Here is a 26075-nt window from a genome sequence, read left to right as displayed (position 1 = left end):
AGCGTTGTATGATCCACGCCATGCGGCTCCCCCACCGGTCACCCCTCGAAGCCCTGTACGAGATCGTCACGACGACGACCCGGGGCGCGGAGCCGGCACTGGAGGAGCTGGGCCTGACGATGCCGACGGTCTACGTCCTGTGGGCCATCGACCCGGACGAGCCGCCGCCGACCATGAAGGCGATCTCGGAGCGGATCGACAGCACGAAGTCCAACCTCACGTTCACCACCGAACGCCTGGTGGAGCTGGGTTACCTGACGCGCACGGAAGACCCGTCGAACCGCCGGTTCCGGGTGCTCGCCCTCACCTCGGAGGGCCGCAAGGCGCGCGAAGCGGCCCTCGCGGCGCTGGACGCCGCGTGCCCGCTGCGCAAGCTCGGCCGCAAGCAACTCGACCAGCTCTTCGCCCTGCTCGACCACACCCTCGACGACTGAGGGGTCACCCCTCGATGTGGCGCCGCCGGACCAGCACGAGCACCGCGAGCGCGATCAGCGCGACCACACTCGCGATCGGGCCGGCGTACGCCCGCCCGGGGACGACCGCGGACGAGATGAGCGAGAAGTCCCAGAGCCCGTGCAGCAGGCCGGGCACGAGCAACCCGCCGGTGCGGCGCCGGACGAGGTAGAAGAAGTAACCCGCCACCGCGACCACCAGCACCTGGATCAGCGCCTTCGGGCCGGTGGAGAACAGGTTCGCGGCGTGCGCGACCCCGAAGACGATCGACGACCACAGCGCGACCTTGCCCTCGGAGAAGCCGCGGTTGCGGAAGACCGTCACGCCGATCCCGCGGAAGAGCGCCTCCTCGGCGTAACCGACGAACAGCGCACTCAGCAGGAGCAGCAGCGTGAAGCCGAGGCCGCGGTCGGCGAGACCGGCGTAGTCGGTGGCCAGCAGGATCGCCACCACCATGATCACCGGGACGGCGATCACCCACCGCCGGACCGGCCGGTCGTCGGTCAGCACCGGGCGCCACCACCGCAGCGCGGAGATCGTCACGGCGACCAGCACCAGGCCGATGCCGACCGGGAGCGTGAGACTGCGCCAGACCTCGTCGAGCGAAGTCGGGCTGGCGTAGGCGACGTCGATCCCGATGGTCGCCGCCCAGCCGATCAGGCCGGTCACCACCACGTACCCGACGACCAGCACGAGGAACGCCCACACGGGCAGCACACGGCTCCCGGTTCCGGTCTGCTGCGACGACATGCGGCTCCGCTCGGCCCGGGAGCCCGTGACGGTTCACGGCCTCGGATCCCGATCATCACCGCGCGCCGCGGACCCCGCAATCGGACATCCGACACCCCCGGGGCGGCGAGGTGAACTCTTGACAAGCAACCCCGTCACCCTGTCTGCTTACTAGTGCGCGAATGAACGCAGTATCGAGCAGTTTCTCGCACTTCTGGAGGCTCGGGTGCAGTTACGGACTTCCCGGACGGCGGCCTGCGCGGCCGTCGGGCTGGTACTCACCGGCGTCCTCGCGGCGCCCGCGGCGGCGGACCCGCTCTCGGCGGCGGCCTTCTCGGTCCCGCGCAGTGGTGCCGCCCCGGGTTACCAGGTGCGCGTCGACACGGCCCGCCTCGGCGTCACCGTGTCGCGGGGTGGCGAAACCCTGCTGCGCACCGCGCCGGACGCGTTCACCTTCGGCACTTCGGTGGCGACCCGCGTGCGGTCCGTCTCGAAGCAGGGTGACACCGTGGTCGCCGAGGCCGACAGCAGCTCAGGCAAGGGCGTGACCCTGCGGCTGACCCCGCACGCGGACCGCTTCGACCTGCGCTGGTCGGTGGCCGGCGAACCGGCCGGCGACCGGGCGACGCACTTCGACCTGGCCACGTCCGGGCACTGGTACGGCGGCGGTGAGACGAGCGAGGGGAAGCCCCAGCCCTACCCGCTGTCGGCGGGCGTGGTGGACGAACCGGAGTTCTCCCCCGCCAGCTACATGATGCAGGAGCCGTACTTCACGACGTCGAAGTCGGTCGGGGTGTACGTCCGCACCGCGCAGCCGATGAAGGTCGCGCTGGCGAACGGCCGCGCCGACCTCACGGTCACCGGGGCGGCCGAGTACTCCGGCACGGTGTTCGTCGAGTCGAGCCGCCGCGCGGTGTACGACGACTACATCGGCGAGGTCGGCAAGCCGGAGAAGAGCGACGCGACCGACGCCGAGTACGCCAGTCCACTGTGGAACTCGTGGGCGCAGTACTACCGGAACATCGACCAGGACAAGGTCGTCGCCTGGGCGCGCGACCTCAAGGCCGCGAACGTCGCCGGGCACACCGTGCAGCTCGACGACAAGTGGGAGTCGAACTACGGCAACCTGACCTTCGACGCGAAGACGTTCCCGGACCCGAAGAAGCTGGTCGCCGACATCCACGGCATGGGCCAGAAGTTCGGGCTGTGGACGACGTTCTGGATCAACCTCGACTCGGCGAACTACGGTTACGCCCGCGACCACGGTTACCTGCTGCACGCGAAGGCGGACCCCGCGCAGCCGTGCACGGTGACGTGGTGGAACGGCACGGCGGGGATCATCGACCTCGGCAACCCGCAGGCGCGCGACTGGTACACCGGGAACCTGCGCAAGCTGATGGCCGACTACGGCGTCGACGGTTTCAAGTTCGACACCCGGTTCTTCGACGACAGCTGCGCCACGTCGAACGGCCTGACCCCGCAGGACTACCAGAAGCTCGGCGCGGACATGACCGACCAGTTCGACCAGCAGGGCGCCGGCATCCGCACGCACTGGGGCAACCAGCGCTACGGCTTCGTGATCCGCGCGGTAGACGCGGACACCACGTGGGACGGCCTGCGCACGTCCCTGCGCCGGGCGTCGGCGATCTCCACCGACGGCTACCCGTTCGTCGAGACCGACATGATCGGCGGCTCCGAGAGCATGCCGCCGCCGTCGCGTGAGATCCTCGTGCGCTGGGCGCAGGCGGCGTCGCTGATGCCGCTGATGTACGCCTCGACGTCGCCGGTGTCGACGATCGACACCACCACGGGCCAGCCGGTGACCTACCCGGCCGACACCGCGCGGCTCTACGCCGACGCCGTGCGCACGCACTCGAAGCTGGCGGGGTACATCCAGACCCAGGTGAAGCAGGCGGTCGCGGACGGTTCGCCGATCATGCGGCCGGTGTTCTTCGACTTCCCCGCCGACCACCGCTTCGACACGATCGACGACGAGTGGCTGCTCGGCCCGGCCCTCCTGGCCGCACCGGTGATCACTTCCGGCACCTCACGAGACGTGGTTCTACCGGCAGGGTTGTGGTTCGACCCGCACACGCGCCGCGTCGAGGTCGGCGGCCGGACCCTGCACGGCTATGCGGCACCGCTCGACACCACGCCGATGTTCGTCCGCCTCGGGGCGCCGGGGTCCGCTGGGCTGATCGCCGCTCTGAGCCACTGAGCCGAGCCGCGCTCACGCGGGGATCACCCGCGGGAGCGCGTCGGGCGACATCTCGCCAGGTGAAACAATGGGTCAGCGTCAGGCCGGGTCGGCGAAACCGCAGTGGACGCCGCCCCGAGCGGCGAACACGACTGGCGCACCACTGACCGAGCCCGGCAACGCTCATGCGAGAGCACCCGCGTAGGCGCATCAGCCGGCAACGTCTCGCCAGGCGTCCGCCACGCCAGGGGCAGGCCCGGACCGGCGAAGTGGATGCCGCCGCTCCGAGCCGAGGACCGGGCCGCGCTCACGCGGGGATCACCCGCGTGAGCGCTGTCGGGCGGCGATGTCTCGCCAGGCGAACAATGGTCAGCGTCAGGCCGAGTCGGAGAATCCACAGTGGACGCCGCCGCGCACACGGTCGGCGCCCCGCAGCCGCCGAGTGCCACGCGAGCACCAGGCCCGGAGCCACGAATCCACGGTGGATGCCGCGGGCCGCGGACCCGGACCGCGCTCACGCAGGATCACCCGCGTGAGCGCGTCAGCGGCTCTCGAGCAGCCGGGTCAGGAGCGGGCGGAAGTGGTCGAACCCGGGCGTCCTGGCCTCGGGGTCCTTGGCTTCGTCGTCCCAGCGGCGCAGCGCCACCGCCTCCGCGTGGTGCGGGTTCCCCTCGAACTCGCGGGCCTCGGGCTCCGTCATCGGTCCACCTTGGACACCCAAGGTGTGGACCGACGCTGGGGACAGGCGGGCGTGGTAACCAGGATCGACCGCGCACAGGTAGCGCTTCGCGGCGACGTGCAGGCGGACGGGCTCGGTGACCGCCGGGCCGAACCACTGGCCGAGCCAGGCGGAACCGCTGTCGCCGTGGCGGTTGTCGTTACCCGCCATGAGGTCGTGGCCGCTCAGGGCGCCGTGGAAGTGGCCGACGTCGTGCAGCAGCGCGGCGGCGACGAGCTCGTCGGGCGCGCCGGCGGCCTCGGCGAGGGCGCCGGCCTGGCGCATGTGCTCGGCCTGGGTGACGGCTTCGCCGAGGTAGTCCTCGGTGCCGGGGCCGTCGAAGAGCGCGGCCAGCTGGTCGATCGGGTTCACGCGGACTCCTCCAGGATGCGCAGGGTGCTCGTCAGGGCGTCGAGGTCGGCGTAACAACCCTGCAGGTGGCGGGCACCGGACTCGGCGAACGCGGTGCGGGCGTGCAGCAGCCGGGTGTTGTCGAACACGACGCAGTCGCCGGGGTCGAGGCGGAAGGTCAGCAGCAGCTCGGGCCGGGCGATGATCTCCGCGAAGCGCCGGTAGGCGGTGTAGAACGCCGTGGTGGCGTCCGGCGGCAGCCGCAGGGCCTGCATCGACCGGTTGTTGAACCGGACCTCGCGGACGTGGCCTTCGGCGTCGACGTCGATCAGCGGACGGTCGGCCCGCAGGCTGGTGGTCGCGTCGGACCAGGCGAACGGCACCAGGGTCGTGGTGAGGATCCGGAACGCCGCTTCGTCCTCCTCGCGCAGCAGGGCCGCGGCGGCGAACCCGTCGAGCAGGCCCGAATCGCCGCCCTCGGCCGCGTTGGTCAGGCAGTGCAGCAGCTGCAGCGTCGGCACCGGATCGCGGTAGGGGTTGTCGGTGTGCGGCGCGATGCGCATCCCGGTGAAGGCGAGGTTGCTGGGGTTCGGCTCGACCCGGACGTCGAAGAGCGTGCCGTAGTTCGTCTCGCGCGGGAACCCGAAGGTCCGGGCGATGGCCAGCACGGTCTCCTCTTCGGTCGGCGTGCCGTGCAGGACGGCGAACCCGAGGTCGCGCACGGCCCGCAGGACACGGGAGCGCTCACCGTCGTCGGCCAGGTAGGCGTCCCACTCGGCGACGGGCAGCCCGCCGTCGAAGTCGGCGGCCCGCCACAGCTGCTTGGCCGTTTCGGTCCGGCCGTCCCCGGCCGAGCGGGACGTCTGCGCGTCCAGCCAGGCGCGAGAGAAGACGCCCTGGTGACCGTCCGGGCCGAAGGTGACGGTGACCGCGTCGGCCACGGTGCTCGTGTCGCGGACGGTGAGATCCGCCGGGAGATCGGTGATGCCGAAGAGTTTCTGGCCGTTGCGCGGGTCGCGGCACCGCTCGCAGGGGCAGTTGTCCCGGAGCCAGACCGGCGGGAACGCGGTCGCGGTAGTCACGTCATGTGTCCTTCCAAGTGGCAACTTGGCTGTACATGTTGAGACTAGCGCGGGCAGCACGAAGCTGTCTCCCCCGTGTGACGAGGTCGCCTTAGGGCGCGGAGTGCCAGCGTGACAACGTGTTGCGGTCGGCCGAGTTGCGCACGGTGAACGCCACCTGGTCACCCAGGTAGCGGTCTTCGGACCACTCGAGCGGGACACCGGACGGATCGGTGGCCCGGCGGCGCTCCCGCAGCAGCGGCACCCCGGCCCGGACGCCGAGCAGCCGGGCGTCGTCGGCCGTGGCGCGCACGGCGTCGATGGTGTGCTCCGCGTCGGCGAAGGCCGTGCCGAGTTCCGCGAGCCGCTCGGTGACCGACTCGCGGTCGAGGTCCATCCCGGCGACCAGCGCACCGATCCGGTCCGGGTAGGCGGTGCGTTCGATCATGACGGGGACGTCGTCGAGCAGCCGGACCCGGGTCAGGTGGTAGACGCCGGCCCCGTCGGGCAGGTCCAGGTGCGCGCGCTCGGCGTCGGTGGCCTCACGGCGGTCCAGCCGGACCACGCGGCCGCTCGGTTCCTCGCCGATCGCGCGTCCCCAGCGGGAGAAGCTCAGCAACGTGGCGAAGTCCTGCAACCGCGGCCCGCCCTGGACGAGGCGGCGCGCACCGCGCCGCGAGGAGATGATCCCGTCGGTCCGCAACGCGGCGAACGCCTGCCGGATCGTGCCGCGCGACGCGTCGTAGCGCTGCGCGAGCTCGCTTTCCGAGGGCAGCGGGTCCCCCGCCGAGTAGGTCCCCTCGCCGATCGCCGTCTTGAGGTCGTCGGCGATCCGCCGGTACAACGACGGCGGCCCCTGGTCGTCCTTGATGGCCATACGGCCAGGCTATAGCCGGGGCTCGACGCTCAGAGGCAGGGCGGCTGGTACCCGTCCACACGCAGGCCGCGGAAGTCGAGCCGGTTCGGGGTCTTGCCGACGAACACCAGGCCGCGCGCCTCGGTCAGCGCCGAGGCGAAGGAGTACGTCGGCGTGCCCAGCTCGGGCAGCGACGTCCAGGCGCGGGGCGCGAAGCTGAACCAGCGCGTCACGAGCTTCCCGTGCGTCGAGGGCACGAGCGTCAGCCACTTGTCGCCGCCGCTCCAGTGCGAGGCCGGGCGCAACTGGACGTAGAGGTCGTCGGTCGCGCTGTAGGTCAGCCGGAAGCCCGCCGACTTCGAGAGGTCGGCCTGCGCCTCGAACTGGTTGCCGAGCCAGAGGACGGCCACGTGCCACTCGGCGTTGAGGAACGTCACCTTGGCCGCGTACTGCCGGCCTTCGCGCACGAGCAGGCTGCCGGTCGCCGGCACCGTCGTGCCCTCGCCGCTGGCGAGCCACTGCTGGTAGCGGTCGATCGACGGGGTCGCGCACTCGCAGGAAGGGGCCGGGGACGCACTCGCCGTTCCCGCGCCGACCAGCGACATCACCAGCACCAGGACAAGAGCGGCGAACGGGACCCGGGTACGCATTCCGGGGAAGTTAGCAAAGACCGGTGACCGCCGCGATCACGTGTTTCGCTGAGCGGGACCGTGTGGCGCGCGTCACGGAATGCCTGTCGATCTTCGGCGCTGAACAGGAGGAGAGAGCATTCCGATCCGAGGGAGAGACATGTCCGCCACCACCACGCCGCAGGAGGCGTCCACCGCGCCGGTCGTGCCCGTGCTCGACGACTTCGACTTCCCGCTGACCGACGGTGCGGCCTGCCGCATCGACGACCCGGACTGCGAAGCCTGCCAGTGAGCAGCTGGTGCGCGGGCCGCCCACTCCGGTGAGCGGCCCGCGCACCCGGTCAGGCCGCAGGACGTTCGACGACCACCGTGGCCATCAGGGAGTGACCGACCCCCAGGCCCTGCTGGGACTGCTGTTCACACGCGAACAGCGCCTGCGCGAGCCGTTTCGCCTGCTCCGGTGAGCGCGGCTCCCCCGCCGACGCGAGGACGCCGTTCCAGCGTTCGGCGAACGTTGCGAAGAACGCCTCGACCCGCGCCGGCGCCTCGGCTGTGGGCGGCTCGAACCGCAGCTGCGCCGCGCTGACGCCGGTGTCCCCGCGCGCGAGGTCGTTGAGCAGCGTGCGGTACGGCGGGATCCCCTGGTTGAACGCGCGGGTGGCGGTGTGGCGCCCGACGAGCACCGAGCGGTCGGTGAACGTCACCCCGCTCAGGCGGGCGCCGGCGGCCGTCGCGGCCTCGACGAGGGTGTCGTCGAGCGAGCGTCGGTCGTAGAAGCTCATCCGGTCCTCGACGGTCTCGCTCGCCCCCTCGAAGAAGCTCATGTTGTACGCCCAGCGCGTCTCCCCCCAGCGTGGTGTCCACTCGACCGAATAACGCCCGAGCACGTCGACGACCAGGACCGCGCGGTCGCGGGTCTCGACGATCCGCCGCATCAGGCCGGTGAGCACCTCGGCCGTGTCGTCGTGCGGCAGGTGGGAGTACGGCACCCCGCAGGAGAGGTAGAGGTCGAAGTCACCCGGCGGGAGCCCGTCGCGCATGTCGGCGACCTCGAACCGCGCGGACCGCCCCGCGTGCAGCGAGCGCGCGGTGTCGACCATGCCGGGGTCGAGGTCGACGCCGAGGTAGTCGAGGCGGCCGTCGTCGACCACCGGGGCGAGGTCGCCGTGCCGCTCGGTGAGGAGCGCGAGCCCGTCCCCCGTCCCGGCGCCGACGTCGAGCACGCGCAGGGGCCGGTCCGGGATCCGGTCGACGGCGTCGCGCAGGACGCGGTGGGAGACCACCTCTTCGAGCATGGTCTTGACCGGGTCCCGGCGCTTGGGCGAGGTGTAGTGGGCTTTCGCGTCGCGGTAGGGCGTGGCGGCCGTCGTGTTCACGCCGCCTCCCGGACGCGGGCACCGTCGATCAGTACGTATGACGCGTTGCTGGTCGTGGTCTGCATAACCGGATTCTGGCAAGGATCGACGGCACCGGCGGGTGACTTTCTCCGATCATGCCGACTAGTCGCGGCCGGGAGCGCGTTTCTGTCGGTGGCCACCGGTAACGTCTTCGCCGTGAACGCTCGGGAACGCATCCAGGAACTCGCCGATCGGATCGTCGTGCTGCGCGACGCCTACTACCGGGGCTCGCCCACGGTGGCGGACGCGGAGTACGACGCGGTCGAGGACGAGCTGCGCGGCCTGGTCGAGGCGAACCCGGAGCTGGCGCCGGACCCGAACCCGCTGGAGCAGGTGGGCGCGCCCGCGGTGCTCCACGCGCCGATCCGCCACTCGCGCCCGATGCTGTCGCTGGAGAAGGCCACCAAGCCCGAGCAGGTCGCGGCCTTCTTCGAGCGGTTCCCCGGCCAGCCGGTGGTCGTCATGCCGAAGCTGGACGGCCTGTCGCTGGCCGTGGTCTACGAGAACGGGCGGCTGGCCCGGGCCGTCACCCGCGGCGACGGGACGACGGGTGACGACGTCACGAAGCTCGTGCGGGCGCTGACCGACGGGATCCCGGGCCGTGTCGAGGCGCCGGGGCGCGTCGAGGTCCGTGGCGAGGCCGTGATGCTGCGGTCGACCTTCGCCGCGTACAACACCGCGCACCCGGACAAGCCGCTGATCAACCCGCGCAACGCCGCCGCGGGCACGCTGCGGGCCAAGGACCCGGCCACCGTCGCCGGGCGGAACCTGCGGTTCTTCGCCTTCGACCTCTACACCGAACCGGACAGCGCGGAAACCGACCTCGGCAGCGCGTTGCAGACGCTCGGGTTCACCGCCGCCGACATGCGGCGCTGCACGGACGCCGAGGCCGCGCAGGCCGTGATCACCACGATCGAGCAGCAGCGCAACGAACTGGACTACGACCTCGACGGCGCGGTGCTGCGGCTGGCCGACCGTGACGCGTACGCCGCCGCCGGCACCCGGTCGAGCTCCCCGCGCGGCGCGCTGGCGTTCAAGTTCGCCGCCGAGGAAAAGACCACCGTGCTGGCCGATGTGGTCTGGGACGTCGGCAAGACGGGCAAGATCGCCCCGGTCGCCTGGCTGGAGCCGGTGTTCGTGGGCGGGACCACGGTCACCCGCGCGACGCTGGCCAACCAGGAGGTGATCCGCGCCCGCGGCATCAAGATCGGCGACACCGTGCTGGTGCGCCGCGCCGGGGACGTCATCCCGTTCGTCGCCGGGGTGCTGGACGCCTCGAAGCGCACCGGCGCGGAGCAGGAGATCGTGCCGCCCACGGTGTGCCCGTCGTGCGGGCACCCGCTGACCGAGCAGGGCAACAGCCGGGAACTGTTCTGCACCAACGTCTCCTGCCCGGCCCAGACCGTGCGGCGGCTGATCCACTGGGCTTCCCGCGCGGCGGCGGACATCGACGCCATCGGCGGCGTCTGGATCGAACGGCTGGCCGAAACGGGGATCCTGGAGCACCCGTCGGACTTCTACGGGCTGACCAAGGAAACCCTGCTGGAGTACGACCGCATCGGCGAGGTCTCGGCCGCGCGCATGATCGAGTCGATCGACGCGAGCCGCCAGGTCGGCCTGCGCCGCGCGCTGATCGGCCTCGCGATCCCGATGGCGTCGGAAGGCACCGCCGCGCGGCTCTGCCGAGCGGGCTTCGGATCGCTGGAGGACGTCGTGGACGCGGGCGTCGACGGACTCGTCGCCGTGGAGGACATCGGCCCGAAGGTCGCCACTTCGCTGATCGAGCACCTGACCCGGCTGCGCCCGGAACTCGAGCGGCTGCGCGAAGCCGGTGTCTCGCTGGACGTGCGCGAGGAGGACCTCCCCCCGGTCGTCGCGGCGGGCGCGCCCCTGGCGGGCAAGACGGTGGTGATCACGGGTTCGATCAGCGACCCGCGCTCCGGCGAGAAGGTCCCCCGCCCCACGTTCCAGCGCCTGTGCGAGAAGGCCGGCGCGGCGATCGCGTCATCGGTCTCGGCGTCGACGGACATGCTCATCACGGGCGCCGACGTCGGAGCCGCCAAGCTCACGAAGGCGGAGAAGTTCGAAGTCGAGGTAGTCGACCAGGGCGAAATCTGGCCCCAGCTGATCGCGGCCGGCATCGTCTAGCGCTCGGCGGCCTTCGGCGGGCAGTCGGACTGGCCTGCAGTGAGGGGCACCTTCAGGGACACAAAGACCATGAGGGTGCCCCTCACGACTTCGACCTGCACAGCCAGCCACCCCGTGCAATGGCAAGCTTTGCCGCTCCGGCCTGCAAGTCGGCCGGCCCCAGCAGCGTGTTGCCCGCTCCCGGCAACCTGTTGGCCGCCCCCAGCAGGCATGTTGGCCGCCCCCAGCAGGCATGTTCGCCGCCCAGGCCGCGGGGCTGTCCCGACCTTCCGGCTATTGAGGTCTGCCGCGGCTGGTCGTGAGTGTTCAGAAGTGTTCTGACCCTTCTGAACACTCACGACCGCAAGCCGGAAGGTCACTCCTCCCGCAGGGCCTTGAGTTCCTCGTCGATCAGCAGGCCCGGGTCGAACTTCATGCCGGCGAAGTGGCCCGCCAGCTCGAGTGACAGCACGCCGTGCAGGCGGGTCCAGAAGGACAGCGCCCGGTGCAGCGTCGCCGCGTCGGCCGGGTGGTCGAACGCCCACTCGCGGTGGTCCTCCAGGTGCTCGTCGAACGGGGTCGGGCCAACGGCCGGTCGCGCTCCGGCCGCGTCGAGCAGCACCGTCATCACCTCGAACGAGATCGCCGTGATGTCGTCCGGTGCGTGGTAGCCCGGGACCGGGGTGCCGTAGATGAGGAAGTACCGCTGCGGGTCACTGCGACCCCAGTCCCGCACCACGTGGGCCAGTTCCGCCATCCCGGCGCCCGACGAGCGAGCCGCGCGGACCGTGTCGGCGAGGCTTCGGTAGGCGTCGCGGATCAACGCCGTGATCAGGTCGTCGCGGCTGGCGAAGTACCGGTACAGCGCCGGGCCGCTCATGCCGACCTGCTTCGCGATCGCGTTGAGCGACAGCGCGGGCACCCCCGCCTCGGCGATCTGCTCCCACGCGTGCTGCTTGATCTCCGCGCGCACCTGCGCCCGGTAGCGCTCGCGGGGGCTCTGACCAGCTGACTCCGTCATGAGTTAGAGGCTATCACCTTTCCTATTGACACTCACGCGAGTGAAGTTATAGCTTCTAACCAACGCAACGACCACTAACAAGGAGCATTCGATGAGCTTCCGTTCCGCCCTGATCGCGATCCCGCTGGCCGCCGCCGGTGTCTTCGGCGTCACCGCCGCCACCCCGGCCGAAGCCGCGACGAGCCTGACCTGCCACGGCGTGGGCATCGACCCCGCCGCCCAGCTCCACTACCGGACCGAAACCCTGATCAAGGCCCCGCTGAGCACCGTCTGGCGGCTGCACACCGCCGTCGAGGGCTGGCCGTCCTGGCAGAGCGCGGTCGCCACGATGAAGCGGCTCGACCCCGGTCCGCTGCGGCCCGGCTCGCGGTTCCGGTGGACCACGCCGGTGCCGCCGACGCCGACGACCCCCGCGACCACCCTGGTCATCACCTCGACCGTCCAGCAGGTCACGCCGGGCCGGTGCATCCGCTGGACCGGGCCGGCGATCGGCGACGGCCTGCGCATCGACCGCGGCGTCCACGTCTGGAACTTCACCCCGGTCCGCGGCGGCGTGCTCGTCAGCACCGAGGAGAGCTGGACCGGCGAGCAGATCGAGACCGACCCGGCCACCGCGATCAAGTACCTCGCCCCGGGCCTCGACGCCTGGCTGGCCGCGCTCAAGGCCACCGCCGAAAACTGCTGAAACCCTGCCACCGCAAGGAGAAACCGATGACCACCACCGCCACCGCCCGCAAGACCTCGCTGGCCGTCCTGATCGCGGCCTGGGCCGTCCCGGTCTTCGTCGCCGGACAGTTCGCCCTGCTCTCGGGGATCCCCGTCATCGTCGTGCTGGTCGGCACGCTGCGCGAACCCCGCCTGCGCGCTGTCCGCTGGTGGACCGCCGCGATCACCGCGGTCTACGCCGGGTCGCTCGCGTTCTGGCTGCTCGGCCCAAGTGACGCGCCCAGCCTGTCGAAGTTTCTCAGCCCGGTCGCCACGGGCGTCTTCACCGCGGTCGGCGTCGCGGCCGCCGTCGCCCACCACATCGCCCGCCGCCGCTCGGCCAAGTGACAGAAGCCGGGCTCAGGCCGTGAACCGCGGAAGGGCCTTGAGCCCGGCTTCGACGAGTCCCGCCGCGCGGCCGACGTCGGCCGCGACCGCCTCTTCGACCGCCTCCGGCGTGCGGGTGACGTCCAGGTGCTTGGCCATCGAGCGGAACTGGATCTGCCAGAGCGCGACGAGCGCGGTCGCCAGCACCCGCGGTTCCGGGTCGTCCGGCGTGGTTCCGGACCGCTCGGCCAGGGCTTCGGCCGCGACGACGACGAGCTGTTCGGTCATCTCCAGCCGGTGCGCGCGCAGCGCCGGCGTGGTCGCGATCAGCAGGCCGAACCGCCGGGACTTCGTGATCGCGTCGGCCGGGTCGTCCTGCTCGGCGAGCCAGGACAGGACGGCGGCGCGCTCCTCCGCGAGGATCCGCAGCACCGCCTCGACCGGGGACACCCCGGGCTCGGCCAGGTCGGCCCGCAGCGCGGCCAGCGCCGTGTCCGGGTGGTCGAGGATCAACGACTCCTTCGTCGGGAAGTAGTTGAAGACGGTCTTCTCCGACACCCCGCACGCCTCGGCGATCTCCGCCACCCGCACGGCGTCGAAGCCCCGCTCGACGAACATCTCCGTCGCGGTGTCCGACAGCTGCTGGCGCATCAGCCGTTTCTTGCGCTCGCGCAGCCCTTCGACCTCGCCGGGCTCGCCGTCGCGCCGGGCGCGCAAGGCCCCCCAGTTCACCGTTCGCGGACTCATGCCCCCAGCTTAGTGCACCGGCCTGATATTTTCTGCTACAGTAATTTTTCAGTGACCGAAGGCTGGTTGCTTCCTCCCGAAGTCCCCCCGGAGAAACGAGTCTTGTGATGGACCCTGTCCGCAACCCGATCAGCCGCGGCGCACTCGTGCTGCTCCGGGCAGGCGCCGTCGTGGCGGCCGCCCTCGCCTGCCTGCAGCCGGTGCTGGCCGGCGCCTTCCTGCAGGGGCACTACTCGATGCTGGCCGCGCACCGGATGTCCGGCATGCTCTTCGCGCTGGCCCTGCTGCCGACGCTGCTGGCGGCCCTGGTCCTGTGGCGCGGAGGCCGTGGCCCCGGACGGCCCGCGCTGTTCGCCGCACTCGCGCTCGTGCTCTGCGCCGCGCAGATCGTCCTGGGCTTCACCCGCGACCTGGCCGTCCACGTGCCGCTCGGTGCCGTGCTGCTCTACCTCGTGGTCCGGATCGTCATGCTCTCCTGGGCGAAGCAGCCGGTGGCGCGCTACGCCGGGGTCCCGGCGTGAGCCCCGCGATGAGCCGCCGCCGGTTCCTCGGTGTCGGCACCGTGGCCCTGGCCGGCGCCGGTGCGCTCGCCGTCGCCGGGACGCCGTTCCTGCGTGAGCTGTTCGCCGACGGCCAGCCCGGTCTGCTGCTGACCAGCCGCGCACCGGTGCCGGCGGCGTTCCGCGCCGAGCTCCCGATCCCGCCGGTGCTCGCGCCCGTGCGCAGCGACGCGACGACGGACTTCTACGAGATCGTCCAGCGGCCGGCGAAGCTGGGCATCCTGCCCGGGCTGACCACCGAGGCGTGGACCTACCACGGCAGTTTTCCCGGGCCCACCCTGAAAACGCCCGCCGGGCGCAAGGCCGTCGTGAAGCACACCAACCAGCTGCCGCACCCGACCGTGGTGCACCTGCACGGCGGGCACACCCCCGCCGAGAGCGACGGCTACCCCACCGACCTGATCCATCCCGTCGGCGGTGAGCAGCAGCAGAGTTCTTTGACGGGCATGGCGGCGATGTCCGGGATGGCCGGCATGGCGAAGCTCGACTCCGGCGGCGGGCAGACCAGCCGGTCCTACACCTATCCCCTGGACCAGCGCGCCGCGACGCTCTGGTACCACGACCACCGGATGGGTTTCACCGCCGCCAACGTCTGGCAGGGCCTGGCCGGGTTCCACCTCGTGACGGACGACGAAGAGGCGGCTTTGCCGCTACCGCAAGGAAAACGGGACATCCCGCTGATGATCTGCGACCGGTCGTTCGGCGCGGACGGCTCGTTCACCTACCCCGCGCTCGCCGGCGGCCAGCAGCTGCCCGGCGTCTCGGCGGCCTACATGGACGGCGTGCTCGGTGACGTCATCCTCGTCAACGGCGCGCCGTGGCCGGTGCTGCGCGCCGACCGCGCCCGCTACCGCTTCCGGATCCTCAACGGCTCCAACGCCCGGCAGTACTCACTCGCGCTCGACCCGCAGCCGCCGGGCGGGGGCGCCCTCGTCCAGATCGGCAGCGACGGCGGACTGCTGGCGAGCCCGCTGACCCACGACAGCATCGACGTCTCCCCCGCCGAGCGCTTCGACGTCGTCATCGATTTCGCCCGTTACGCGCCGGGCACGCGCGTCCGCCTCGTCAACAAGCTCGGTACGGGCGGGACGGCGGAAGTGATGTGCTTCGACGTCGGCACCGACGGCCGCGTCGCGGACGACAGCCACGTCCCGGCGAAGCTGTCGGAGATCGCGCCCCTGACCCGGTCGAGCGCGACGACGACGCGGGACTTCCTGTTCCAGAAGTCGTCCGGCGCCTGGACGATCAACGGCGCGCCCTACACCCCGGGCCAGGATCTGGCCCGCGCCCGCCTGGGCACGACGGAGGTGTGGCGCTTCACCAGCGACGTCCACCACCCGGTGCACCTGCACCTGAACCACTTCCAGGTGCTCAGCCGCAACGGCCACGCGCCGGGCCCGTACGACGCGGGCTGGAAGGACACCGTGGACGTCCGCCCGTCGGAAGCGGTGGAGGTCGCGGTGAAGTTCACCGACTACGCGGGCCGATACATGCTGCACTGCCACAACCTGGAGCACGAGGACATGGCGATGATGGCGGACTTCTCGACGGAGTAACGCACACGACAGCGCACATGACGACGGCCCACCCGGGGTTTCCGGGTGGGCCGTTCCGTCATTCCGGCGAGCCGGAATGTCCGTTGTGGACGGTCAGCCGCCGAGGATGGCGATGATCTGGTTCAGCAGGTTGACCAGCGCCTGCAGGTTGCTCAAGGGGCCCGGGTCGAGCAGGCCCGCGATCGCGCACAGGAGGTTGCCCAGCAGGTTGCCGGGACCGGCGTCGGCCGTGATGTTCAGGTGGACCTGGTTCAGGTGCACCACGAGGCCGAGCAGGTCGAGATCGAGCGGCCCGAGCACCAGGTCGAGGATCTGGCACGACGCGGCGGCGACGCCGACCGGAACGGTGACGGCCTGGGAGACGGTGCCGACCTGCTGGCCGGCGGAGTCGACCATGGTCAGGTCCGCGACACCGTTGGCGAAGGTGCTGGTGCCGTCAGTGGTGAAGTCGCTCGGGGTGAAAGTCCCGGTGGCCGTACCGGTTCCGCCCGACGCGTCGGTGAACGTGCCGGCGACCGGCGCGGTCAACGCGGGAACGGCGGGAGCGGCCGGCGCCGCGGAAGCCGTGCCGGCACCGGCGAAGAAAGCTACGAGACCGGTGACGAGCAGGGCGACGACCGCGGAGCGGCCGAGCTTTCCGATTCTCACTGTGTGCTCCTTTCGGAAGGGTTTGTTCGACCTCCGAGGAATGCACCGAAAGCGGCTGGGGAAAACGGCCGATCGAGAACTATCCGCAGTGAGCAATCTCAACTGATCGACACCGCCGCGGACCGTAACCAATCCGGCGGCCGGTCGTCTACACCAGTTTTTTCCCTTGCCCGGCGGGTTTGCGGAGGCAGAGCGCCTGCCCACCGTCCCCAAAGGACACTGTAACACGAGCCGCGCCCGGTGCCCCCGGAAATCGCGCTCGACCGAACGGGCTTTTCCACTCGACCGGATGCCGCACCCGTCCTTCTGGGACATTCCGGGGCGCCGTGTATCACTGTAACGTCCGAAGTGGACATGTCACCGCGGATGGGGGTCCAGGGGCACGTCGACGAGGCGGTACGGCCGCAGCGCCACCGGGCCCAGCAGACCCGACGCGAGCACGTCACCACGCACATTGGCGCCGGTGTTGGTGACGCGCACCCGCACCCGGTTCCGCCCTGGTCGCAGGGCCGCGGTCACGTCAACCCGGTACGGCGCCCACAGCCGCGACCCGATCCGGCGGCCGTTGACCTCGACCTCGGCCGCCTCGTGGACCTCGCCGAGGTCGAGGGTCCACCGGCGACCGGACGCCGCCGGCACGTCGAAATCCGTTTCGTACCAGGCAGATCCCGAGAAGGCCGGTTCCAGGCCGGTCCACGAGCCGAGCGGACGTGTGCTCACCGGCGCGTCCGGACGATCGAAGTGAAACGCCCAGTCCGCACCGGACGGAATGGCCGTCAAGGGATCGGAAACCGTTGTCGCACCGGAAAGTGTCCGGCCACCGGAATTCACAGTAACGCTGACCGGGCCCGGCGCGATCACGCGCAAGGTCGCGGCCCGGCCGTCGACGCGTTCCACCGGCGCCGACGCCGCCACGGCATGCGCGGGTTCCCGTCCGGCGCCGAACACCACCAGCAGCGTCGCCTTCGGATCGAGCCGCAGCACCACCGCCGTGGTGCCGGACGACGCGCGCCGCCACACACCCGCCGGTGTCGCGGTGCCGGTGTCGGGGTCCCACACCTCGGGCACGCCGGTCGCCGGGAACGTCGCGGTGAGGTCGACGGCCTCGGCGCGTTCGTTCACCACCACGAACGCGGGACGGCCGTCGGGTTCCAGGCGCAGCACGCGGACGTCGTCGTGCCTTGGTTCCAGCGACGCCGCCGCGCCGCCGGCGGTCACCGCGGCGGCCGCGGCCGCCACCGGGTCGACCGCCCGGACCGCCGAGCGCGCGGTGAACAACTCGTTCAGCGCGGCCCGCAGGCTCGCGTCGTCTCCCCCGGCTTCGCGGGCCGGCGGTTCGCCGACGACGACCACCGTGCCCCCGCCGCGGACGAACCGGATGAGCGTCCGCACCGACCCGACCGCGAGCACCGGCGTCCGGGGCACCACGACGATGCCGTACGCCTGCTGCCCCACGACCAGCTTCTGCCCGGTCGGCCGAGCGTGCGCCACCAGCGCGGGGTCGGCGTCGAGCGCGCCTTCGTCGAGGAAGTCGAAGTCGACCTGGACGTCCTCCAGCGCGTGGGCGGTGGTGAGGAACGCCGTGTCGAGCTCGGCCATCGCCGGAGTGTCCTGTGTGGACTCGGCCGCGCGTTGCGGCTGGAGCAGCGCGGTGCGGGCGCGGGCGGGCGCGCGGCACGCCTCCATCAGCCGGCCGATCCAGTCGTTCAGCGGCGCGGACACCGCCCACCACGGGTTGGCCGGCTGGAACGGCGGCGGGTAGACGATTTGGTTCTCGTCGCTGAACCGCGCGTGCAGCAGCGTGTGGTTCACCCCGCGCACGGCGAACGCCCCCACCACCTCGCGGACGAACGACGGCGTGACCTGCCAGCCGGTGCCGCCCATCGCCTCCAGGTAGACGCGCTCCAGCCCGAGCTGGTGCGCGGTGCTGGCCGGCCAGCGCGACAGCGTGCGGTGGTAACCGCGCTGGTAGTGGTCGAAGATCAGGTCGGTGCCCGGCACCTGCGCCCACTGGTTGTTCGTGTTCAGGTTGCCGGAGCTGCGCAGCTGCTCGCCCGGGCCGTACTCGTCCCACAGCGGGTTGGAGATCAGCTTCAGGCCGCGCGCGGCCAGCCACTTGCCCTGGGTCTTGTAGTACGCGGCGGCGAACCGGTTGCTCACCGCGCGCCAGAACACCCCGCGCAGGCGCAGGCCGGCGTTGCCGAGGCCGTCGTCGTGCACCGCCGTCAGCGCGATGCCCGGCGACGTCCCGAGCGTGTGCAGCTCCGCGTCCAGGGTGGGCGACCACGGGACCGTGTTGAACGGCCCGTCGGCCGAGGCGAGGTACGGCTCGTCGTCGGCGAACCCGCGCAGGACCGCGCCCGGCGCCCACGGGAACCGGCGCACGTACTCCCCCGGCACGGCGTCGACGAACAGCCGCACCGCCTCGTCGTCGAGCAGGTCCAGGTAGGCACGGCCGGTGCCGGTGGGCGTGCTCAGGTCGCGGACGGTGAACAGGTCCAGCCGCCAGCTGCCGGCCGGCGGGGTCCACGTGCCGCCCGCGCGGGCCTGCGCGGTCAGGTCCACCAGCGTGGCCGGGTCCGCCGAGGAGGCCGGCCGCGCGGCCGCGGCGACCAGTGGCACCCCGGTCGCGGGCAGGTCGAAGCCGTCGAGCGCGGCGACGCCGTCGAACGTCTCCGCGTACAGCACGGCACCGGCCGGATCCGTCACGGTCAGGCTGTCCCACGACGAGCGCTGGCTCGCCACCGCACGCACCCCGACCCGCCCGGTCGCGTACTTCAGGCCGTCGACCACGGGCTGCGTGACGCCGTCCAGCGTCACGGTCAGGCTCGTCCCGCGGACCCGCACCGCCAGCTCGTGGTCCGCGGCCGGGTCGAACCCCGGGACCGGCGTACCGGCGCGGGTCTGGGTGAACGCGCCGCCGGTCTGCTGCCAAATGTCGACGGCGCCGTCACTGCGCAGGTCGGCCAGGACGCCGTCGCCCTCGTCGGCGCTGCGCACCATGAGCCCGGCGGTGGCACTCTCGACCCGGACCTTCGCCACGACGTCGTAGTCCTGCCACCCGGCGCCGTCGCGCAGCAACGTGACGCCGTCGCGGGCCGCGGCGTCGACCAGGAGCCGGCCGCCCGACACGGACAGGCCCCGGCTGAGCAGCGGCACCGGCACCCCACCGGGAACGGTCAGGACCTGGTGGCCCACGCCCTTGAGCCGCAGGTCGGGCCGCGGCTGGTAGACGCGGTTGCCGACCTTGCCGCCGTCGACGACCAGGCCGCCGGCGCGGCCGCTCGGGAAGTAGTCGTCGTTGAACAGCCACAGGTGCATCCCGTGCCGCTGCGCCTCGCGCAGGGTGAACTCGATGATCGCGAACCAGTCTTCGGTGAAGAACGCCGGTTTCAGCGCGGCCGTGTCGAACGGGAACACGAGGACTTCGTGGACGCCCTTGTCCCGCAGGTCGGCCAGCCCGTCGGCGACCAGCGCCGTGGTGACGGTGCCGTTCCAGAACCACAGCACCGTGGGCCGCGAATCCGGGCGTGGGTCGGCGAACCGGCCCGCCGCGGCACTGGTTTCCGGACCGGCGTAGGCGAACTCCCATCCACCGGCCGTCCCGGCGACGGCGGCCGCCGAAGCGAGCGCGAGCATCCGCCGCCGGGAAAGCCTGAAGTCACCGCTGATCGCTGCAGTGGGTACCGGGTCGTTCTCGATCACCGTTGATCCCCCGACCGTGGATTGAAACGATTCAAGACACGGCGGAAGTTACGTGACGCCGGTCATACCCGTCAAGGCATGACCGGCATCCTGTCCGACGGGACAGCCCTATCGGCTCACTTGGTGAGGATCGCCGGGTCGCTGGTGCTGGGGCGGCCGTTCTCGACGTGCCCGGCCAGGCGGCGCAGGAACTTCGGGTCCTTGTCCGACGTCACGGAGACGTCGTACCAGTTGTTGCTCCGCCCGGTGTCGACCTTCTCGACGGTCCGCGCGCCCGGCCGCAGCTGCCGGGACGCCGACCGCCGCCCGTAGGCGTCGGTGACCGTCAGCCGCACGGTGGCGGACCCGGTGTTGGTCAGGGTCAGCTCGACGCACCCGCCGTCCTCGCGCAGGCTCACCTCGGGCCCGGCGGTGGTGCCCCGGAACTGCCGCAGGAAGCTGTTCGGCCCGTGGGCGGTGAGGTCGTACCCGCCGGCCGCGGGCACCGCGCCGGACAGCGAACGGCCCGCGCCGACGGTGTAGGTCCGCGGGTCGGCCGACGGCGACGTCACGACGAACGCCGCGCCCGCCCGGCCGTGGTTGGCGAAGGTCAGCGTCAGCTGGTCACCGTGCAGACGCGCGTCGGCGGCCAGGTCGTACGGCAGGGCCCGCGCCGGGCGCAGCCCGTGTTCCTGCTTCGGCAGCACGCCCTTCGCGGGCACCGCGGGCACGTAGTCCGGGTGCCGCTCGCGGTCCGGCGGCTGGTAGGCGGCCGTGTCCGGCAGCCGCGGCACGTGGGCGTCGGTGCGCGAGAAGTCGAACGCCGAGGTCAGGTCACCGCAGACCGACCGCCGCCACGGCGTGATGTTCGGTTCCTTGACCCCGAAGCGCCGTTCGATGAACCGGATGATCGACGTGTGGTCGAACGTCTCCGAGCACACCCAGCCGCCCTTGCTCCACGGCGACACCACCGTCATCGGCACGCGCTGGCCGAGGCCGTACGGGCCGGCCGGGTTCGACGCCGAGCCCGCGAAGATCTCCCCCGTCGTGTCCACAGTGGACTGCCCGGCCGTCGCGTACGGCGGGAGCACGTGGTCGAAGAAGCCGTCGTTCTCGTCGTAGGTGACGAACAGGGCGGTCTTGCTCCAGACCTCCGGGTTCGCGGTCAGCGCGTCGAGCACCTGCGCGAGGTACCAGGCGCCGTAGTTCACCGGCCAGTTCGGGTGTTCGCAGAACGCTTCCGGGGCCGTGATCCACGAGACCTGCGGCAGCTTCCCGGCCTTGACGTCGGCGCGCAGCAGGTCGAAGTAACCGTCGCCGGCCTTGGCGTTCGTGCCGGTGCGGGCCTTGTCGTACAGCGGGTCGCCGGGCTTCGCGTTGCGGTAGGAGTTGAAGTACAGCAACGAGTTGTCACCGTAGTTGCCGCGGTAGGCGTCGTCGATCCAGCCCCAGCCGCCGGCGGCGTCGAGGCCGTCCCCGACGTCCTGGTAGATCTTCCACGACACCCCGGCCTTCTCCAGCCGCTCGGGGTAGGTCGTCCAGGAGTAGCCCTTTTCGTCGTTGCCCAGGACGGGCCCGCCGCCGGTGCCGTCGTTGCCGGTGAAGCCCGTCCACATGTAGTAGCGGTTCGGGTCGGTGGATCCCATGAACGAGCAGTGGTAGCTGTCGCAGATGGTGAACGCGTCGGCCAGCGCGTAGTGGAACGGGATGTCGTCACGCGTCAGGTACGCCATGGTGGTCGAGCCCTTGGCGGGCACCCACTTGTCGTACTTGCCCTGGTTCCACGCGCTGTGCGTGTCGTTCCAGCTGTGCGGGAGGTCCTGGATGAACTGCAGGCCCAGGTTGTCCGCATCCGGGTGGAAGGGCAGGATGTCGCGGGTCCCGTCCGGCTGCGCCCAGACGGGCTTGCCGGATTGCAGCGTCGCCGGCCTAGGGTCACCGAAGCCGCGGACACCGCGCATCGTGCCGAAGTAGTGGTCGAACGACCGGTTCTCCTGCATCAGGACCACGATGTGCTCGACGTCGCGCAGGCTGCTGGTGCGGTGGTTCGCGGGGATCTCCGCCGCGCGGGCGATGCTGCCCGAAAGGACCGAAAGGGCAGCGGTGCCCCCGGTCAGCTGCAAGAACCGCCTGCGGTTGACGTCCGTCATGTGAGCTCCGGTGGTGTGGTGGTCGGCAACCGCGCCAGTATCGCCCGCCCGCCGGGGCAATCACTACCGCCGCGGGAGAACTCCGGGTGAAGCCCAGGTCAACGGCTCGTCAGACGAGCGTCTGCGTGCCGAGCACGATCGCGAGGCCGAGGCGCTCGGCGTCGTCGGTGCCCGGTTCGGCGGTATAGACCATGATGCGCAGATCGTCGGCGGCCACGATGAGCGTGTCGCAGTCGAGGGTGATGCGGCCGACCAGCGGGTGGTCGACGATCTTGTGCCTCGACGTCTCCTGCGCCGGCTCCGGTGCGCCGGCCTCCCAGAGCTCCACGAACCGCGGGGTCCGCGACAGCTGCTCGACGAGCCGGGTGACACTCCGGTCGGCGGGGTACCGGGTCACGTTCAGCCGCAGGTCGGCGACCAGTTGCGCGACGAAGTCGGCGTGCTCCTCCGGGGTGTGGACGGCGCGTGTGCCGGGGCCGGCGAGGTGGCGCCAGACGGCGTTGCGCTCGATCCCGTGCCAGGTCGTCGTGTCCCCCATCAGCGCGTCGTAGGGCGCGTTGGCGACGATGAGCGTCCAGGTGGCGTCGTAGACCGCGACCGGCGTGTTGGCCAGCCGGTCGAGCAGGCGCTGGACGCTCGGGCTGATCCGCGACGGGACGAGGTCGAGCCCGGGTGCGGCGTGCCCGGCCAGGCGGAACAGCAGGTCACGCTCCCCGTCGGCCAGGCGCAGGGCGCGGGCCAGCGCCTCCACGACCTGCACGGACGGCGAGGTCGCCCGCCCCTGCTCGAGCCGGGTCAGGTAGTCGGCGGAGATCCCCGCGAGGCCGGCCAGCTCTTCGCGGCGCAGGCCGGTCGCGCGGCGGCGACGGCCCACCGGCACCCCGGCCGTCCCGGGCGCGACGCGGTCGCGGCACCGCCGCACCATCCGGCCGAACTCCCAGGTCTCCACGTCTCCAGTGTGCGCGCCCGCTGGTCCGTTGTCCTGGCCCTGGCGGTCCTACGAAAACGGCACGACTGCCTATCCCTCGGGTGGCGGCGGACGCTCGGGGCATGACCACGACACTGATCACCGGGGCCAACCGAGGCCTCGGCAAGGAAGCCGCCCGCCAGCTCGTCGCCGCCGGGCACACCGTCTACCTCGGCGCCCGTGACGCCGACCGCGGTCGCGCGGCCGCGGACGAGGTCGGCGCCCGGTTCGTCCAGCTGGACGTCACCGACGACGCGTCCGTCGCCGCGGCCTTCGACCAGCTCGAAGGTGGGCTCGACGTGCTCGTCAACAACGCGGGCATCGCCCTGCTCGCCCTCAACGGCCCGGAGGCGCTGGCGGTGTTCGACACGAACGCGGTCGGGATCGTCCGCGTCACCGAGGCGGCGCTGCCGCTGCTGCGGAAGTCCGCCAACCCGGTCGTCGTCAACATCTCCAGCGCGCTCGGCTCGTTCGCGGCCAACCACGACCCCTCGCGGCCCGCGTCCCAGGTCTCGGCGATCGTCTACGGCGCGAGCAAGGCGGCCGTCTCGATGCTGACCGTCCAGTACGCGCGGGCGGTGCCCGAGGTGAAGTTCAACGCCGTCGAGCCGGGTTACACCGCGACCCTGCTCGGCGGCATCGAGAACAGCCACGGCCGCCCGGTCGAGGTCAGCGCCCGGACCATCGTCCGGATGGCCGTCATCGGCGAGGACGGCCCGACGGGCACCTTCCAGGAGGACGACACCGAGCTGGGCTGGTGACTCAGGTGATCGCGAGGTGCTGGGTGAGCGTGTTCCCCGCGTAACCGTTCACCCCGAACCGCCCCGACGGGTAGGTGCTGTCCGTGGCGTCGATGATCGGCGCGGCGCCGTGGTCGAGCCAGACCTGGATGCGAGTGCCCGTCGTCCGGACGGTCAGGTGGTAGGTGCGGCCCTCGACGATCGGTGTCGCGTACGTCGCGATGTCGCGACCCGGCCGCCAGAGCTTGACCAGCCCGTTGCTGTCGACGTTCGCGGTGTAGCCGGTGCCGTCGGCGGCCACGCGGAAGGTCAGGCCGGCCGCCGTGCCGTTGGTGACCGAGACGTCGCCGTCGTAGGTGAAGTCCGTGCCGGTGCGGTCGCTGAGGTAGAAGCCGTTGTCGGGTGAGCGGCCGCGCAGGCCGTCCGGGGTGGTGGTCCACGTGCCGCCCCGGGCGGTCCAGGCGCCGGAGGTGAACGCGTCCCAGCCGCCGGGGCCGGTGTTCAGGTACTGCACGGTCGCGGTCCCGTGGTAGGCGTTCGCGCCGAACCGGCCGGACGGGTAGACGTCGTCGGTCGCGTCGATGACCGGCGTGGTGCCGTGGTCGAGCAGGACCTGGATGCGCGAGCCGGTCGTGCGCACCTCCAGGTGGTGGGTGCTGCCGGCGGCGATCGGCGTGGCGTAGGTCGCGATGTCGCGGCCGGGGCGCCACAGCTTGACCACCCCGCTGGTGTCGATGTTCGCGGTGTAACCGGCACCGTCGTCGGTCGCCCGGAAGGTCAGCCCGGCCGCCTGCGCGGTGTCCAGCCGGACGTCGCCCTGGTAGACGGCGTCACCCGCGGTGCTCGCGCCGAGGTAGAAGGCGTCGCCGGTCGATTGGGCCTGCTTGCCGCCGCTGGTGTCGGTCCACGAGCCGCCGGCCGCGTGCCACGGGCCGGCGAGGTTGCTCTCCAGCGTCGACTGCGCCGTGCCCCAGCTCGTGCTGAGCCGGGTGAACTTCGCGTTCTTCAGCCGCACCTGGCCGCCGGTCGCGAAGAGCCGGATGCCCTGGCTGACCGCCGCGGAGTCGAAGTTCACGTTGTCGGCGACGGAGAACCGCCCGTCGCCGCCGAAGACCTCGAGCTGGCCGCGGTCGACCAGCAGGCGCAGGGTGATCTCGCCGTTCGTTGGCGCCAGCGGCTTCCCGTAGAGCGTGCCCGCCGCGCGGTCGTAGACGACGGTCCGGTCGGCGCTGCCGTCGGAACGGCTGTGCAGCGCGAAACCGAACTGCGTGGCGGTCGCGCTCGCGACGTCGAACGTCGCGGTGATTTCGTAGGTGTCGGCGAGGATCCCGCCGAAGAGGTTGCTCCCGGGGCTCACCGTCTGGTTCTGCCAGCTCCGGCTGTCGGCGCGCAGCGAGTCCAGCTCGGCGACCGGCGTCCGCGTGATCTGGGGCCCGTCGGGCGAGTCGGCGAGCCGCAGCTCCGCCGGGAAGGTGGCGTTGCCGGTCCAGCTGCTGCCGCGATTGCCGCCCTGCCAGGCCATCTGCACCACGCGGCCGCTGGGCGCGTTCGAGAACGTCTCGGCGGCGTAGAACGTCCCGCCGGCGAAAGTGGTGCCCTGGTTCATCTTCTTCGGCTGCGGCCGGTCGGTGCGGAACGTCTTGCCGTCGAACGAACCGACGACGTACTCGCTCGTCGCCGACGTCAGCACCCACTGCTGCGTGCCGTTCAGCGTCATCGGGAACAGGTCGGGACATTCGAAGAGCCAGTCCGCCGCGTACCGGCTGGCGAACGTCCAGTGCAGCACGTCGGGCGAGGTGTAGAGGTCGACGCCCCGGCCGCCGCGATCGGACCACACGACCATGACCCACTGGTGCCGCGCGGCGTCCCAGACGACCTTCGGGTCCCGGCTCTCCTCCGGGATCTCGATCTGCTTGCGCCCCTTGTCGTAGGGCTGGAAGCTGCGGCCGTTGTCGTTGCTGTAGTAGATGCTCACGCCGTCGGTGTTGGTGAACACGATGATCGGGTCGAGCGGGCCGGTCTTCAGGCCCGACGTGTTGTCCCGGTCGACGACCCCGCCCCCGGAGAACAGGGTGCCGGGGTGCACGTCCGGCTCCAGCGCGATCGGTTTCTGCGTCCAGTGCACCAGGTCCGGGCTGGTGGCGTGGCCCCAGTGCATCGTGTCCCACTCGAGCCCGTGCGGGTTGTGCTGGTAGAAGAAGTGGTAGAGGCCGTTGGCGTAGACGAGCCCGTTCGGATCGTTCATCCACCCGGCCTGCGAGCTGAAGTGGAACTGCCCCCGGAACGGCTCCTGGTAGGTGGTCGCCGGGTAGGGGAACTCCGGGTAGCCCGAGACGGTGCCCGCGGTCGCGGGCGACACCGGCACGAAGACGGCCAAGGCGGCGAGGAGAACGACGAGCGACACGCGGGCGATGCGGACCACGGCTCGGTCCCCTTCCCGGAGACAACGTTG

The 26075-nt window shown here is 71.4% G+C and carries 22 protein-coding genes; 9 read left to right on the top strand and 13 right to left on the bottom strand.

What is annotated here, in order from left to right:
* Positions 1–20 precede the first annotated feature (20 nt).
* Positions 21–434, top strand: a complete 414-nt coding sequence (locus ACIOD2_RS45355) for a MarR family winged helix-turn-helix transcriptional regulator (protein ID WP_400551816.1) — start codon at positions 21–23, stop codon at positions 432–434.
* Between the two features lie 4 nt (positions 435–438).
* Here the strand turns inward: ACIOD2_RS45355 and ACIOD2_RS45350 are convergent, their stop codons facing one another.
* Positions 439–1203 carry a lysostaphin resistance A-like protein gene (locus ACIOD2_RS45350; RefSeq protein WP_400551814.1) on the bottom strand — a complete coding sequence of 255 codons (765 nt, stop codon included), beginning with the start codon at positions 1201–1203 and terminating at the stop codon, positions 439–441.
* Between the two features lie 205 nt (positions 1204–1408).
* Between ACIOD2_RS45350 and ACIOD2_RS45345 the strand changes: the two genes are divergently transcribed.
* Entirely contained in the window at positions 1409–3400 is a 1992-nt protein-coding gene (locus ACIOD2_RS45345; protein WP_400551812.1) for a glycoside hydrolase family 31 protein, read from the top strand.
* Between the two features lie 520 nt (positions 3401–3920).
* On the opposite strand, the gene ACIOD2_RS45340 is transcribed toward ACIOD2_RS45345, so the two are convergent.
* The 4 genes from ACIOD2_RS45340 to ACIOD2_RS45325 all read right to left on the bottom strand — a co-directional run bounded on the left by ACIOD2_RS45340 (position 3921) and on the right by ACIOD2_RS45325 (position 7015).
* The gene (locus tag ACIOD2_RS45340; RefSeq protein ID WP_400551810.1) at positions 3921–4469 is read right to left on the bottom strand and encodes a phosphonate degradation HD-domain oxygenase; all 549 of its coding nucleotides are present in this window, start codon (positions 4467–4469) and stop codon (positions 3921–3923) included.
* Positions 4466–5530 carry a TauD/TfdA family dioxygenase gene (locus ACIOD2_RS45335; RefSeq protein ID WP_400551809.1) on the bottom strand — a complete coding sequence of 355 codons (1065 nt, stop codon included), beginning with the start codon at positions 5528–5530 and terminating at the stop codon, positions 4466–4468. The genes ACIOD2_RS45340 and ACIOD2_RS45335 overlap by 4 nt, the downstream gene beginning before the upstream one ends.
* 91 nt (positions 5531–5621) lie before the next feature.
* Positions 5622–6386, bottom strand: coding sequence for a GntR family transcriptional regulator (locus ACIOD2_RS45330; RefSeq protein WP_400551807.1), 765 nt, complete (start codon positions 6384–6386; stop codon positions 5622–5624).
* A gap of 29 nt (positions 6387–6415) precedes the next feature.
* Positions 6416–7015 (bottom strand): hypothetical protein, encoded by a 600-nt coding sequence (locus ACIOD2_RS45325; RefSeq protein ID WP_400551805.1) that lies wholly within the window; start codon positions 7013–7015, stop codon positions 6416–6418.
* Between the two features lie 139 nt (positions 7016–7154).
* Between ACIOD2_RS45325 and ACIOD2_RS45320 the strand changes: the two genes are divergently transcribed.
* On the top strand, positions 7155–7286 hold the full coding sequence (locus ACIOD2_RS45320) for a hypothetical protein (RefSeq protein ID WP_328453699.1): 132 nt from the start codon (positions 7155–7157) through the stop codon (positions 7284–7286).
* A 49-nt stretch (positions 7287–7335) separates the two neighbouring features.
* On the opposite strand, the gene ACIOD2_RS45315 is transcribed toward ACIOD2_RS45320, so the two are convergent.
* Entirely contained in the window at positions 7336–8370 is a 1035-nt protein-coding gene (locus ACIOD2_RS45315; RefSeq protein ID WP_400551803.1) for a class I SAM-dependent methyltransferase, read from the bottom strand.
* A gap of 177 nt (positions 8371–8547) precedes the next feature.
* Here ACIOD2_RS45315 and ligA point away from each other — a divergent pair, with 177 nt between their 5' ends.
* The gene (gene ligA, locus ACIOD2_RS45310) at positions 8548–10539 is read left to right on the top strand and encodes an NAD-dependent DNA ligase LigA (RefSeq protein WP_400551801.1); all 1992 of its coding nucleotides are present in this window, start codon (positions 8548–8550) and stop codon (positions 10537–10539) included.
* A gap of 355 nt (positions 10540–10894) precedes the next feature.
* Here the strand turns inward: ligA and ACIOD2_RS45305 are convergent, their stop codons facing one another.
* The gene (locus tag ACIOD2_RS45305; RefSeq protein ID WP_400551799.1) at positions 10895–11539 is read right to left on the bottom strand and encodes a TetR/AcrR family transcriptional regulator; all 645 of its coding nucleotides are present in this window, start codon (positions 11537–11539) and stop codon (positions 10895–10897) included.
* Between the two features lie 91 nt (positions 11540–11630).
* Between ACIOD2_RS45305 and ACIOD2_RS45300 the strand changes: the two genes are divergently transcribed.
* Positions 11631–12224: an SRPBCC family protein gene (locus tag ACIOD2_RS45300; RefSeq protein WP_400551797.1), complete on the top strand. Its 594-nt coding sequence runs from the start codon at positions 11631–11633 to the stop codon at positions 12222–12224.
* Positions 12225–12250: 26 nt separating this feature from the next.
* On the top strand, positions 12251–12592 hold the full coding sequence (locus tag ACIOD2_RS45295; RefSeq protein ID WP_400551795.1) for a hypothetical protein: 342 nt from the start codon (positions 12251–12253) through the stop codon (positions 12590–12592).
* Between the two features lie 12 nt (positions 12593–12604).
* On the opposite strand, the gene ACIOD2_RS45290 is transcribed toward ACIOD2_RS45295, so the two are convergent.
* Entirely contained in the window at positions 12605–13318 is a 714-nt protein-coding gene (locus ACIOD2_RS45290) for a TetR family transcriptional regulator (protein WP_400551793.1), read from the bottom strand.
* Between the two features lie 107 nt (positions 13319–13425).
* On the opposite strand from ACIOD2_RS45290, the gene ACIOD2_RS45285 reads away from it, so the two are divergent.
* Both ACIOD2_RS45285 and ACIOD2_RS45280 read left to right on the top strand, forming a co-directional pair.
* A complete protein-coding gene (locus tag ACIOD2_RS45285; RefSeq protein WP_400551791.1) occupies positions 13426–13839 on the top strand; it encodes a hypothetical protein in 414 nt (137 codons plus the stop codon).
* Complete coding sequence (locus tag ACIOD2_RS45280) at positions 13836–15434, top strand: multicopper oxidase family protein (RefSeq protein ID WP_400551789.1); 1599 nt, start codon at positions 13836–13838, stop codon at positions 15432–15434. Before ACIOD2_RS45285 ends, ACIOD2_RS45280 begins: the two co-directional genes overlap by 4 nt.
* A 93-nt stretch (positions 15435–15527) precedes the next feature.
* Here ACIOD2_RS45280 and ACIOD2_RS45275 read toward each other — a convergent pair whose 3' ends face one another.
* The 4 genes from ACIOD2_RS45275 to ACIOD2_RS45260 form a co-directional block, all read right to left on the bottom strand.
* Positions 15528–16082: a hypothetical protein gene (locus ACIOD2_RS45275; protein ID WP_400551787.1), complete on the bottom strand. Its 555-nt coding sequence runs from the start codon at positions 16080–16082 to the stop codon at positions 15528–15530.
* Positions 16083–16439: 357 nt separating this feature from the next.
* Positions 16440–19787, bottom strand: a complete 3348-nt coding sequence (locus ACIOD2_RS45270) for a glycosylhydrolase-like jelly roll fold domain-containing protein (RefSeq protein ID WP_400551785.1) — start codon at positions 19785–19787, stop codon at positions 16440–16442.
* Positions 19788–19903: 116 nt separating this feature from the next.
* Positions 19904–21916, bottom strand: a complete 2013-nt coding sequence (locus tag ACIOD2_RS45265; protein WP_400551784.1) for a phosphocholine-specific phospholipase C — start codon at positions 21914–21916, stop codon at positions 19904–19906.
* Positions 21917–22025: 109 nt separating this feature from the next.
* Positions 22026–22865: a helix-turn-helix transcriptional regulator gene (locus ACIOD2_RS45260; protein ID WP_400551783.1), complete on the bottom strand. Its 840-nt coding sequence runs from the start codon at positions 22863–22865 to the stop codon at positions 22026–22028.
* 101 nt (positions 22866–22966) lie between these two features.
* Between ACIOD2_RS45260 and ACIOD2_RS45255 the strand changes: the two genes are divergently transcribed.
* A complete protein-coding gene (locus ACIOD2_RS45255; RefSeq protein WP_400551782.1) occupies positions 22967–23644 on the top strand; it encodes an SDR family NAD(P)-dependent oxidoreductase in 678 nt (225 codons plus the stop codon).
* Position 23645: 1 nt separating this feature from the next.
* On the opposite strand, the gene ACIOD2_RS45250 is transcribed toward ACIOD2_RS45255, so the two are convergent.
* Positions 23646–26045 (bottom strand): glycoside hydrolase family 32 protein, encoded by a 2400-nt coding sequence (locus tag ACIOD2_RS45250; protein ID WP_400551781.1) that lies wholly within the window; start codon positions 26043–26045, stop codon positions 23646–23648.
* Between the last annotated feature and the right edge of the window lie 30 nt (positions 26046–26075).

Origin of the sequence: Amycolatopsis sp. NPDC088138 (assembly GCF_044741685.1) — a bacterium.
Classification (GTDB): Bacteria; Actinomycetota; Actinomycetes; order Mycobacteriales; family Pseudonocardiaceae; genus Amycolatopsis.
Note: the sequence above shows the minus strand (reverse complement) of the source record. Positions and strands in the feature narration are given on the sequence as shown.